The organism is Undibacterium sp. Jales W-56 (genome assembly GCF_025548535.1).
Lineage (GTDB): Bacteria > Pseudomonadota > Gammaproteobacteria > Burkholderiales > Burkholderiaceae_D > Undibacterium.
Map to the genome: position 1 here is coordinate 378,004 of NZ_JAJLQW010000002.1, position 12,575 is coordinate 390,578.

The 12,575-nt window shown below is 50.9% G+C and carries 13 protein-coding genes; 1 reads left to right on the top strand and 12 read right to left on the bottom strand.

Annotated features, from left to right (window positions below):
* Positions 1-9: 9 nt before the first annotated feature.
* Both LPB67_RS07610 and ppsA read right to left on the bottom strand, forming a co-directional pair.
* Positions 10-444 carry an NfeD family protein gene (locus LPB67_RS07610; protein WP_262836519.1) on the bottom strand — a complete coding sequence of 145 codons (435 nt, stop codon included), beginning with the start codon at positions 442-444 and terminating at the stop codon, positions 10-12.
* 362 nt (positions 445-806) lie between these two features.
* Entirely contained in the window at positions 807-3,224 is a 2,418-nt protein-coding gene (ppsA, locus tag LPB67_RS07615) for a phosphoenolpyruvate synthase (protein WP_262836520.1), read from the bottom strand.
* Positions 3,225-3,480: 256 nt separating this feature from the next.
* On the opposite strand from ppsA, the gene LPB67_RS07620 reads away from it, so the two are divergent.
* Complete coding sequence (locus tag LPB67_RS07620; protein WP_262836521.1) at positions 3,481-4,329, top strand: pyruvate, water dikinase regulatory protein; 849 nt, start codon at positions 3,481-3,483, stop codon at positions 4,327-4,329.
* 111 nt (positions 4,330-4,440) lie between these two features.
* Here the strand turns inward: LPB67_RS07620 and LPB67_RS07625 are convergent, their stop codons facing one another.
* The 10 genes from LPB67_RS07625 to acpP all read right to left on the bottom strand — a co-directional run bounded on the left by LPB67_RS07625 (position 4,441) and on the right by acpP (position 12,508).
* Positions 4,441-5,223 carry a TrmH family RNA methyltransferase gene (locus LPB67_RS07625; RefSeq protein ID WP_262836522.1) on the bottom strand — a complete coding sequence of 261 codons (783 nt, stop codon included), beginning with the start codon at positions 5,221-5,223 and terminating at the stop codon, positions 4,441-4,443.
* A gap of 11 nt (positions 5,224-5,234) precedes the next feature.
* Positions 5,235-5,843 (bottom strand): ribonuclease HII, encoded by a 609-nt coding sequence (rnhB, locus tag LPB67_RS07630; protein ID WP_262836523.1) that lies wholly within the window; start codon positions 5,841-5,843, stop codon positions 5,235-5,237.
* Positions 5,836-6,099, bottom strand: a complete 264-nt coding sequence (locus tag LPB67_RS07635) for a glutaredoxin family protein (RefSeq protein WP_262836524.1) — start codon at positions 6,097-6,099, stop codon at positions 5,836-5,838. Before LPB67_RS07635 ends, rnhB begins: the two co-directional genes overlap by 8 nt.
* A gap of 333 nt (positions 6,100-6,432) precedes the next feature.
* Positions 6,433-7,920 (bottom strand): DegQ family serine endoprotease, encoded by a 1,488-nt coding sequence (locus LPB67_RS07640; RefSeq protein WP_262836525.1) that lies wholly within the window; start codon positions 7,918-7,920, stop codon positions 6,433-6,435.
* A 7-nt stretch (positions 7,921-7,927) separates the two neighbouring features.
* A complete protein-coding gene (locus LPB67_RS07645) occupies positions 7,928-8,935 on the bottom strand; it encodes a MucB/RseB C-terminal domain-containing protein (protein ID WP_262836526.1) in 1,008 nt (335 codons plus the stop codon).
* A gap of 6 nt (positions 8,936-8,941) precedes the next feature.
* Complete coding sequence (locus LPB67_RS07650) at positions 8,942-9,610, bottom strand: sigma-E factor negative regulatory protein (protein ID WP_262836527.1); 669 nt, start codon at positions 9,608-9,610, stop codon at positions 8,942-8,944.
* A 98-nt stretch (positions 9,611-9,708) separates the two neighbouring features.
* A complete protein-coding gene (gene rpoE, locus LPB67_RS07655; protein ID WP_262836528.1) occupies positions 9,709-10,311 on the bottom strand; it encodes an RNA polymerase sigma factor RpoE in 603 nt (200 codons plus the stop codon).
* Positions 10,312-10,375: 64 nt separating this feature from the next.
* Positions 10,376-10,888 carry a protein YgfX gene (locus tag LPB67_RS07660; protein WP_262836529.1) on the bottom strand — a complete coding sequence of 171 codons (513 nt, stop codon included), beginning with the start codon at positions 10,886-10,888 and terminating at the stop codon, positions 10,376-10,378.
* A 61-nt stretch (positions 10,889-10,949) separates the two neighbouring features.
* Positions 10,950-12,191 carry a beta-ketoacyl-ACP synthase II gene (gene fabF / locus LPB67_RS07665; RefSeq protein ID WP_262836530.1) on the bottom strand — a complete coding sequence of 414 codons (1,242 nt, stop codon included), beginning with the start codon at positions 12,189-12,191 and terminating at the stop codon, positions 10,950-10,952.
* Positions 12,192-12,268: 77 nt separating this feature from the next.
* Positions 12,269-12,508 (bottom strand): acyl carrier protein, encoded by a 240-nt coding sequence (gene acpP / locus LPB67_RS07670; protein WP_008449912.1) that lies wholly within the window; start codon positions 12,506-12,508, stop codon positions 12,269-12,271.
* Between the last annotated feature and the right edge of the window lie 67 nt (positions 12,509-12,575).

Genomic DNA, 12,575 nt, shown 5'->3' on the forward strand with positions numbered 1-12,575 from the left:
CAGATGAACTTACGACGGCCTTACAATCAAGCGGCTACCTTGTATCTCTTCAATAATGAAGGCACCGGGATAGCCTGCCGAGTGCTGTAATTCCACATCCCACATCGCCCCGCGATACATGGTGCGTGCGGTGTACTTGCCATTCCCCTGATCCTGCCATTCCTTGACCTGGATACTCATACCGATATCCATGTTCACATTAGGATCACGCGATGAATCCTGATTCTTGGTCCAGCCATATTTGCTGTAATGCAGCGCTAAGGTAGCGACGCTGCCGACGATCGCCGCCACAGTCAGCTGAAGCGGCAGGCTGACACTAAATGCGGCAGCCAGGGCACCTGCGACCAGACCAATGGCGATCATTAATAAATAAAACGTGCCGGTAAATAGCTCAAGTATCACGACTACACCTGCCAGCACCAGCCATGTCATCCATGCGTTCATATGTTCAGATTCTCCTTATCTTTATTTATTGTGATTATTTTGTTGAACTCGTTCCACCATTTTCTATGATGACATCGAAACAATCATCGGTAATCGCCATCGAAATTTACCCGCAAAAAAAGCCCCCGTTACCTGATGGTAGCGAGGGCTTTTCTTTAAATGCTGAGGAAGTTTTGATTTTCTTTTTATTACTGTTTCGACACGGATAGTCTAGTCCAATTTTTGAAAATCACAAGATTTATCTGTGTTCTTCCAGATAATTTTGTTGCAACGCACCAACAAGAAAAAAGCGCGGCATATTTTCATATGGGCGCGCTTTTTTAGGTGATCCTGCCGTCATTCTCCGACGACATCAGAACAACTTACTTACCGACTGCCGCCAGTTTTTGCCAGGTATCAATGACGGAATCGGGATTCAGGGAAATCGACTCTATGCCTTCTTTCATCAGCCATTCTGCAAAGTCAGGATGATCCGACGGACCTTGACCGCAGATGCCGACGTATTTATTCAGCTTCCGGCAAGCGGCAATCGCTTTGGACAGTAATGCACGTACCGCAGGATCGCGTTCATCAAAATCGGCTGCCAGCAATTCCATGCCGGAATCGCGATCCAGCCCCAGCGTCAACTGGGTCAGATCGTTGGAGCCAATCGAGAAGCCATCGAAGAATTGCAAAAATTCTTCAGCCAGAATCGCGTTCGACGGCACTTCGCACATCATGATCAGGCGCAAGCCGTTTTCACCGCGCTTGAGTCCGTTCTTGCCGAGCAAATTCACCACTTTTTCTGCCTGACCCAAGGTGCGGACAAACGGCACCATGATCTCGACATTGGTCAGGCCCATATCGTTGCGGACCCGTTTCATGGCCAGGCATTCCATCTCGAAGGATTCGGCAAAATCGCTGGCCAGGTAACGCGCAGCGCCGCGGAAACCCAACATCGGATTTTCTTCGTCCGGTTCGTAACGTGACCCGCCGATGAGTTTTTTGTACTCATTCGATTTGAAATCGGACAAACGCACGATCACTTTTTTCGGCCAGAACGCTGCGGCAATCGTAGCGACGCCTTCGGCTAATTTATCGACATAAAAAGCTTTTGGCGAAGCATGACCGCGGGCCACGGATTCAACCGCTTTTTTCAGATCGGCATCGATATTCGGATATTCCAGAATGGCTTTGGGATGGACGCCGATGTTGTTGTTGATGATGAATTCCAGACGCGCCAGGCCGACACCTTCGTTCGGCACCGATTGGAAGTCAAATGCCAGTTGCGGATTGCCGACGTTCAGCATGATTTTCAGCGGCAGTTTAGGCAGTTCGCCGCGTAACTCTTCGGTCACTTCGGTTTCCAGCAAACCGTCGTAAATCTTGCCCTCATCGCCCTCGGCACAAGACACCGTGACCAGCGTACCGTCTTTCAGCATATCAGTCGCATCACCGCAGCCGACCACCGCCGGCACGCCGAGTTCACGCGCGATAATCGCTGCGTGACAAGTACGGCCACCGCGATTCGTGACGATCGCGGCAGCGCGCTTCATGACGGGCTCCCAGTTGGGATCGGTCATATCGGCGACCAATACATCGCCAGGTTGCACGCGTTCCATCTCGGATGGATCGTGGATCACGCGAACCCGACCGGCGCCGATCTTTTGGCCAATCGCACGGCCGGATGCCAATACCGTACCGGTACCTTTGAGCTTGAAGCGTTGCTGTGCGTCAGTCGATTTTTGCTGCGACTTCACGGTTTCCGGACGCGCTTGCAAAATGTAGAGTTTGCCATCGCGGCCATCTTTGCCCCACTCGATATCCATAGGACGACCGTAGTGCTTTTCGATGATGACGGCGTATTTCGCCAGCTCCACGACTTCTGTGTCATTCAGTGAATAGCGATTGCGCAGTTCGACTGGCACATCCACCGTCTTCACGGAGCGACCCGCCTTGGCTTCGTCGGTGAATTCCATCTTGATCAGCTTGGAACCGATATTACGGCGAATCACCGGCAATTTGCCGAGTTCCAGCATCGGTTTGTGGACATAGAATTCGTCAGGATTGACTGCGCCCTGCACCACTGTTTCACCCAGACCGTAGCTGGAGGTAATGAACACCACATCCTTGAAACCGGATTCAGTGTCAATGGTGAACATCACGCCGGCCGCCCCCAGATCGGAGCGCACCATGCGCTGCACGCCAGCCGACAAAGCGACTTCAGCATGGGTAAAACCTTTATGCACACGGTAAGAAATCGCACGGTCGTTATACAGAGAGGCAAAGACATGCTTCATCGCTTCGAGCACATTGTCGATGCCGACGACATTCAGGAAAGTCTCTTGCTGCCCCGCGAAAGAGGCATCGGGCAAATCTTCAGCGGTAGCGGATGAGCGCACCGCAAACGACATTTCTGCACTGGAATCGGCAACCAGTTTGTTATAGAACTCCTCGATTTCTTTTTGCAGACGTGGCTGGAAAGGCGTGTCGATAATCCATTGACGGATCTCGGCACCGGCTCGCGCCAGTTCTTTGACGTCGTCGATATTCAGATTGACCAGCCTGTCGGCAATGCGCTGAGCCAGCGGCGCGCCGCCATTTTCGCTGTAAGACAAAAAATCACGGAAAGCCTGTGCGGTGGTGGCGAAGCCACCGGGTACCCGTACCCCAGCCGTTGCCAGTTGACTGATCATTTCGCCTAAAGATGCATTTTTTCCGCCGACGGATTCAACATCCGTCATGCGTAAATGCTCAAACGAAGCGACATAAGTTGCCCCGGTATTTGCTGCGTTGGACATAACAACCTCTTTTTGATGGTAAGAAATCTTTGCTGTTTTCTGTACAAACTGCGCCATGCAGCTTCGTCCATCGCTGTTTTTTTGTTATTCTTGACGCCAATAGACCAAGACACCGACGAGAAAACCGTTTGGCAGCCATTTTACATGGTGTCCTGCAAAATTTGCCTATGCGTCAGGAGAATTTAGCGTCTTTTTTGTTATATTCATAGAAAGAGTTTTATTGTGCATTTCACTCACCACATAAACAAAGCGTCCCATGCCTGATCCACAACAAGCTCCTATTCCAGCCGCCAACCGTACGGTATTTTTTGTCTCTGACGGTACCGGAATCACTGCCGAAACCTTCGGCCACTCCGTTTTGACTCAATTTGACTTAAAGTTCAAACAAGTCAGGTTGCCGTTCATCGATACGATAGATAAAGCCCATGACGCGGTCCGTCGTATCAATGAAGCGCTGGCGAGCGATGGCAATCGTCCCATCGTGTTCTCTACCCTAGTCAAAACCGATCTGGCCGATGTGGTTTTTAAATCCAAAGCGATGCATATGGATTTGATCCAGACCTTCGTTGCACCGTTAGAACAAGAACTCACGGTTAAATCAACGCATACGATAGGTCGCAGCCACAATATGACCGATTCAGAGGAGTACAAAAACCGGATTGAGGCGATCAATTTCTCGCTTGCACACGATGACGGACAATCGCATAAAAACCTGTCTGCCGCCGACGTGATCCTGGTCGGCGTATCGCGCTCAGGGAAAACCCCGACTAGCCTGTATCTGGCGATGCAATACGGGATCAAGGCCGCGAATTATCCATTGATCCCCGATGATTTTGAGCGCGGCAAGTTACCGTCGAATTTGCCGCCATTCAAAGCCAAGATTTTCGGTCTCAGCATTGCCCCTGAACGCTTGTCCGAAATACGCAATGAACGCCGTCCAGGCAGCAAATATGCGTCTTTAGAAAACTGCCGCTATGAAATCAACGAAGCCGAAGCCATGATGCGTCGTGAAGGTATACGCTGGCTGTCATCCACCGCGAAATCCATCGAAGAAATCTCGACCACGATCCTGCAGGAAATCAAGTCGGATGTTCGTGTCTATTAAAACGGGCTGACCAAGATGCATACCGGTTTGATTCAACGATAGTTGTCTGCGAAATCAAAAAGGACATGAAAAAATTCTTGTCCCTTTTTATTGGCATTTGAAACGCACGACTTAAAGCGATTGACGGACTTGCTCAAAAAAACAAATCGCTGCACTGGCGGCCACATTCAAGGATTCAATTTCCGGACGCTGCGGTATTGTCACCGTATCCGTCGCCAGTGCCACCAGATCATCCGCAACACCCTGTCCTTCATGGCCGAACAACCAGGCGATCGGACGATTCAGTTCGGCTTGATAAATAGTTTGTGTCGTGTGCGAGCTGGTCGCCAGAACCGGGATTGCCGCTTTACTGATCAATTGATGCAAGTCGGCATTCTCAACGATATTCAATAAAAAATGCGCGCCCATGCCGGCCCGCATGACTTTTGGCGACCAGGCGAATGCGGTGCCCGGGCTGCAAAATACATGGCGAATGCCTGCCGCTGCGGCGCTGCGCAAAATCGATCCTAAATTACCGGGGTCTTGCAAATTATCGAGCATCACTGCGGACTCTTGCAGCACCTCGGGCGTGACTGGCTGCGGTGTCGCGACGATAAACATCAGGCCGACGCCGTGCTCCACCTGGCTTAAAGCATGGTACAAAGCATCGGGCAAACAAATACATTGCGCATGCGCAGCCTCGCACAGTGCAAGTATCGACGACACCTCATGATGTTGTGCGCTGGATTCGGCAACGATACATATTTGCGGCTTGCCCAGATGCTGCCAGTAGGTTTCGCACAAATGCACGCCGTCGAGCAAAGTACGGCCGGATTTGCGGCGCGCCTGCGAACTGCTGGCGAGTTGCTTCAATTCTTTGTATAAGGAATTTTCGCGGGAAGTAATCGATTTCATATCAACGTTGGTCAGCCTAGGTTCAGTAGCGCTTTGACTGGCGCATAGGATTTGCGATGAATCGGCGAAACACCGTGTTCACGCAAGCGCTCCAGATGGAGTGCGGTCGGATAGCCTTTGTGCTGATCGAGCGCGTATTGCGGATATTGCAGATGCAATTGCGCCAATGCGTGATCGCGTGCTGTTTTAGCCAAAATCGATGCAGCAGAAATCGCCTGCACCTTATCATCGCCTTTGACAATCGCCTCGGAGCGCACCGCCATGACCGGACAGCGATTGCCGTCGATCAGGGCTAATGTCGGCTGGATTTTTAAAGCCTCAACCGCACGCCGCATTGCCAGCATGGTCGCTTGTAAAATATTCAGCGTATCGATCTCTTGCTCCGAGCATTCCGCGATGGCCCAGGCCAGGGCATGCTGCTTGATCTCGATCGCGAGTTGATCGCGTTTTTGCTCACTGAGTTTTTTTGAATCGCGCAAACCGGCAATCGGATGCGCAGGATCGAGGATCACTGCAGCCGCCATCACAGGGCCGGCCAGAGGACCGCGGCCAGCTTCATCGACGCCGCAAATTAATTCGCCCGCATAATCAAATAGCGAGAATGTCGCGGTATCACCCATGTAGAAACGCTTCCAATTTTGTCTTGTCTAAAAAATAATGGCAAATCTGTTGTGCCGACTGATGTTCTTTTTGTCCGACCAATACCGGCACCAGTTCATCGTACAGCGCCAGCAAAGCCTCATCCGCATCGACGTCCAGCACCTGCACTGTAAATGCAGGGAGTTCCGCATGCGCAGCGCGGTAGGCCTGCAATTGCTCAAGCATGTCGTCGCAGAGGTGGCAATAGCTACGGGAATAAAGGGTGAAGTGTGTCATCTAAAAATTAGCTACATAGAGGATAAGTAAATACTCCCCCTGATTTTTAATCAAATAGGCATTAATCCGCTTATTTTATATAGTGCACAAAAATATACTGGGATAGAGTATGTTAAAAGCGTCAAATCCGCCGCATGCAGGATGCGCGTTCATCAACGCAGTAATGAACGCAGGCATTCAAGGCAGCATTATAAGTCGGCAATCGTAGCAGGCGGGCTATTTGCACGATGCAACTGGCTTGAAATGCATCGCCTGGCAATCGATATGGATGCCCAATAAAAACCTGCCCGCAATCATACGGGCAGTTTGATTCAGATCAGGTCGCTTACTGGCTTATTGTGATGCCGGGCGAATCAGGATAAATTGCGAAAAATTATCGCGACGTACCAATAATGAAGCCGCCTTCTTTGGATCCAGCTTGGATGCCATCGCAGAAAACTGCTTGGCATCTTTGATGTCCACCTGATTCAGCATCAGGATCACATCTCCTTGCCGCAAGCCTGCCTGCGCTGCCGGACCTTCGACGGATTCAATCACGACACCGGCAACGCCAGGCATTTCTTTCTTTTGTGCGTCAGTCAGGTCGGTGACAAAAATACCGAGGGAATTTGTCGCTTGTTCGCGCTTCGATTTTTTGTCGGTTTTTTGCGCTACTTTATTATCCGGCTCGGCTTCAGACACCGTGATCGACAAGTCGCGCATTGCGCCTTTACGCCAGACGGTAATCGTCGCCTTGCTGCCTGGCTTGGACATGCCAACAATCCGCGGCAGATCAGTCCTCTTTTCAATCGCGATACCATTGAATTTCAGAATCACATCGCCATCCTGCACGCCTGCTTTTTCTGCCGGCGCACCTGGCTCGACACGAGTCACCAAGGCACCCTGCGCCTTCGGCAATCCGATAGATTCAGCGACTTCTTTGGATAAATCGTCAATCGCGACGCCGATGCGACCGCGAGTCACGCGCCCTGCCGATTTCAGTTGTTCAACGACACGCATTGCCTCATCAATAGGAATCGCAAATGAGATGCCCATATAACCGCCGGAGCGGCTGTAGATTTGCGAATTGATTCCAATGACTTCGCCGCGCATATTGATCAGCGGGCCGCCCGAATTGCCGGGATTGACCGCGACGTCGGTCTGGATCAAAGGCAAGAAATCGCCGGTATCACGTGCCTTGGCCGAGATAATGCCGGCCGTCACCGTGTTATCAAGATCAAACGGCGAGCCGATTGCGACTACCCATTCGCCTGCCCTGATTTTATCGGAGTCGCCGACAGTCAGACGCGGCAGTTTGCTGCCCTCAATTTTCAATACGGCGACATCGGTGCGCTTATCCGAACCGATTACCTTGGCCTTGAATTCGCGCTTATCGGTCAATTTGACGTAGACCTCGGATGCACCTTCCACTACGTGGGTATTAGTCAACACATAGCCGTCTTGTGAAATGATGAAACCCGATCCCACGCCGCGCGGCACTTCCTCTTCTTGCTGCTGAGGTGCTTGCTTGCGACCTTTCGGGCCAGGTGCCGGTGCTTGCTTTGGAATAGGCATACCGAAGAAGCGGCGGAAAAACTCCTGCATCTGCTCATCGTCACCGCCCATGCCTAACTGGCCTTGCTGGATTTTTTCGGTGGTGCGAATATTCACAACGGCCGGACTCGATTTTTCGACCAGGTCGGTAAAATCCGGCAAGCCGCTGACAGCGGCGGCTTCAACCGGTGCAGCGCCAGTCAGCGTGGGTGCAATAAAGCCGAAACACGTAGTAAGCAATAAAGTAGAAACGACTTTTTCGACAGAAATGAATGTAGATTTTTTCATGGCGTCATCACTTAGGTTTATATTCAATGGAGTTTATGACTTGCTTAATTGCAGCCAATGGCACTTCTCCTACTACCGTCAACCAATACTCACCCTGGCGCTTTCCCATAATGGTCACCGCCCCTTGCTGCAAACTACCTTCGGTCCGGCCTTGCGTATCCGGCTCGATAAATACGGAGATTGCAGCGAGGCCATCAGAAAAAATCATTTGTATGACCTGATGCGGTTTAGCCTGGCTGGCATCGGATAATGCCGCTGCATTATTGACCGGAATCAAGCGCTTCATCTCACGGGTCTTTTTAAAACCCGCAGGCAAAGCCTTGACTATCCAACCGGAGCTAACGTTGGGTTGCACCGTCAGATTTTCAACATGCCATTGTGCGGTATTCTGAAAACTCGGTTTGACGCGATTTTTATCGACATCGCCAATCAAAATCTGGGTAAAAGCGATTTGTTCAATCACTTCATTTTTTGCATTGACCGTCTGGGCGCGCAATAACAAGCCCGTGGATTTGTCCATACAGAGGCGATAGCCATAGCGATACAGGTCTTTGGGTTCAAAGCTCAACACCTGGCATTCCGCACCGGCTACCCGGCTTTGCTCGGTTTTGTTAATCAGGTAGGACTCCGGCAATGACTGGGTATTGCTGGTCAACAGGGCCGGGAAGATTTCCTGAGTGACATGCTTCTCCACCTGGATCGTTTTACTCTCAGGCAAATAGCAGCTGACTTCGTCGTTGCGCCTGATGTATTCGCGCGGCTTGCCATCGAGAATTTCTAATTTTTCCAACTCGACATTACCGTCCAGCACATGGGTAATCCGTGAAGTACGGATCTGATTTGCCTGCTGGTACACAAAAGTACCGGTGTAGTTTAATTTTTGTGCAGCAGTTTGCACCTTGCGCAACATCGTCGGCACGTCTTGGGCCTCCTGGCTTTGCGCGCACAGCATCGGAGATGCCGCAAAACCAGTCGTCAGCACAAAAAGAGAAAAAGAGAAACGCGTCAACAACATAGCTATCTACTTTTCCGGAGCAAAAGAGGCGGACGAGGCTGAGGCCGCAGGCGCTGCCGTATTTCCAACGGCATTGACAGTCGTATGGTTGGCGAACTGCGAAGCATTGGCGATCGAGGGAGAGAATTTTTGATGTGCCTGCAAATAACTATCAAGTCGCGGATCGCGCAGCATCTCGATTTCATCCGGCGCTTTGTTTTTTGACTCAGCTGCCGGCGCCGTGCCGGCATCAGCGACCAGTTGCACAGGATTACTTTGCGTATCGGAGGTTTTACTCATCTGCATTGTGGCGGCGCCATTACCATTGATATAAGGTGCTATCTGCGGCACCAACATAAAAGCCAATACCGCCATGGCTGCCACACTGAGCATCGCTGTATAACGGGCAAAATGCGATTTTTCGCCGCCAGGAGTACGATTGATAACGCGCTGCGGTGCCAGAATCACTGGTTCCGCATCCAGTAAAGCGTTCATCTTGGCAGCAAAACCCGGGCTCAAATTAATCGCCAGATCATCGGAACGCAAGACATCGCCAATCTGATGGTACATATCCCAGGCCTGTCTTTCATCCGCATCGGCACTCAGGCTGGCAAGCACGGCGTCCAATTGGGCATCACTTAACTCGTTATCGAGCAACGCTGAAATGCCTGCATTTTTGGTGTGATCTATGTTCATGATTTTATCCACATTTTTTACTGCATATTCTCTTGATCTTCTTCGCGGCCCAGTCATGCTGCCAGTCCGATCCGTTTAACTTGTCAGCGCAACAAAATTCACCATCGCTGATCCAGGCTGGTACCAAGTACCGGTCGTAATTTTTCTGCAATCGCCTCACGCGCTCTGAAAATCCGGCTACGCACGGTGCCTATCGGGCACAGCATGACTTCCGCGATCTCATCGTAACTAAGTCCCTCGATTTCACGCAAGGTAATCGCGTTACGCAACTCCTCCGGCAAGGCCAGCATGGCATTATTGACGGTATCCGCAATTTGTTTGCTTGCCAATAAGGATTCCGGTGTATTGATGTCTCTTAGTCCGTCGGCATCGGCAAAAGTTTCTGCCTCTTCTATATCCGCATCCGTTGAAGTCGGGGCACGTCGACCCTGGGTCACCAGATAGTTTTTGGCGGTATTCACACCGATTCTGTATAACCAGGTATAGAAAGCAGCATCCCCCCTGAAATTCGCCAGGGCGCGGTAGGCTTTAATAAAAGCTTCTTGCACGACATCTTCCGCTTCCGCCTGGTCATGGACAAGGCGGGACACGAGCCGCATTAGTTTCCTTTGATATTTGGAAACCAGAAGCTCAAATGCTTTTTTGTCACCACGCTGTACGCGCTCAACAAGGAGTTGATCAATCTCGCGCTCTGTCGTCACTCACTCTTTCCTAGGTTCTGGGTAATCTCAACGCGATTATATGGAGATAGATCAGCAATCACGCTTAAAAGTTCCCTATCGTGACCGATGTATTTTTCTGGTTACGCTCATGTACAGCAAGCCAGCGCAAGGCCACACTCAAAGCACGCCAGGCCGGTACATCAACACTATCACGCAAAATCGGTACGATCTGCAAAACGCCCTGCTCCGAACGTAAATGCAACATCATCAAATGCGGCCAAAGCGTAGAGTGACTATCCAGGCGCACTACCATTGCACTCGTATCATCCTGGTCATGTGAAAACTTCCTTAGCACCATCCGGCCGGAAGCAGCAATATCTAAATTAAAAGTCGAACGTCTTTTTAAAAACACCAGGAAGCGCGCCGCCATCAAGCAACACAGTACCGCAGTCAATCCGGATTGCCATAGCGTATTCAGCGGCAGCTCGAAAACCCCATAAGCCGTCGCAGCCGTTGTCATGAACAGCATGAGGCAACTAGCCAACAACAAGCTACGAGACGGCAGAATGCGTACTGAGACAGCGATTGACATGGCAGCACCAAAAGAAAGCGGCACTTTAATTCCTGGAATCAAAGTGCCGACAAAACCTATTCTCTAGCTATAAATCAGCAAGCAATCAAATCTTACTAAAAATCAAAGTACCGTTAGTGCCGCCGAAGCCGAAAGAATTTTTCATCGCAAAATTGATGGCCATATCCCTGGCAGTGTTCGCACAATAATCGAGATCGCATTCCGGATCCTGATTAATGATATTGATCGTTGGTGGCGATATCTGATGATGCAAAGCCAGTACCGTGAACACGGATTCGAGACCGCCGGCACCGCCCAATAAGTGGCCGGTCATCGACTTGGTCGAATTCACCGTCATCTTGTAGGCGTGATCGGCAAAAGTCGCTTTGATCGCATCCGTTTCATTCTTGTCACCCAAAGGCGTGGAAGTGCCATGCGCATTCAGATACTCGACTTGTTCCGGATTGATTTCAGCATCCTTCATCGCATTCAGCATACTGCGACGCGGACCGTCCATCGATGGCGAAGTGATGTGATAGGCGTCGCCGCTCATGCCGAATCCCAGCACTTCGGCATAAATCCTGGCACCGCGGGCTTTTGCATGTTCGTATTCTTCCAGCACCATGACACCGGCACCTTCGCCGAGCACAAAACCATCCCGGTCTTTGTCCCATGGGCGGGATGCCGTGGCAGGATCGTCGTTGCGTGAAGATAAGGCACGGGCAGAGGCAAATCCGCCAAGACCCAGCGGAGAAATCGTCGATTCTGCACCACCGGCAATCATGACATCGGCGTCGCCGTATTCAATCATGCGGGCAGCGGAACCGATGCAATGCAAGCCAGTAGTACATGCTGTCACAATCGCCAGATTCGGCCCTTTCAAGCCAAACTTAATCGACAAATGACCGGAAATCATATTGATGATGGAAGCCGGTACAAAGAATGGGCTGATACGACGAGGACCGCGCTCGATCAACACTTCTTTGGTTTCTTCAATCAAAGGCAAACCACCAATGCCGGAGCCGACGATCACACCAATACGATCGGCATTTTCTTCAGTCACAGCAATACCGCTATCGCGGAAAGCCTGCATCCCGGCAGCGATACCAAAATGAATGAAGGTATCCATATTGCGGGCTTCTTTAGCGGGGAGATAGTCCTCGACATTGAAACCTTTGACCTCTCCGGCGAAATGCGTGGAAAAAGGCGTTGCATCAAATTTGGTAATCGTGGCGATACCGGATTTACCTGCCGTTACGGCTCCCCAAGCGTCGGCAATCGTATTGCCAACTGGGGAAACGCAACCGAGACCGGTGACCACGACACGACGTTTAAGCGTACGGCTCAAGCGTTTCTCCTGGACTTGAAAACTGGTTATGCTTGGATGCTGAGGCAGTACTGCGAGAGTACCGCGAAACTACTGAATCAGGCCTTAACGTGGGCAGTAGCGTAGTCGATCGCTTGTTGCACAGTTGTGATTTTTTCAGCTTGTTCGTCAGGGATTTCCATTTCGAATTCGTCTTCGAGTGCCATGACCAGCTCTACTGTGTCGAGGGAGTCAGCACCGAGATCGTCCACGAAGGAAGATTCAATTTTGATGTCTGCTTCAGCGACGCCCAGTTGCTCGGCGACGATCTTCTTAACGCGTTGTTCGATATCTGACATATGGTTCTCCATGAGTGGTTACAGAAAGTGCGCGCATTTTAGCAGGTTTGTGCGCAAAAAAAGCAAG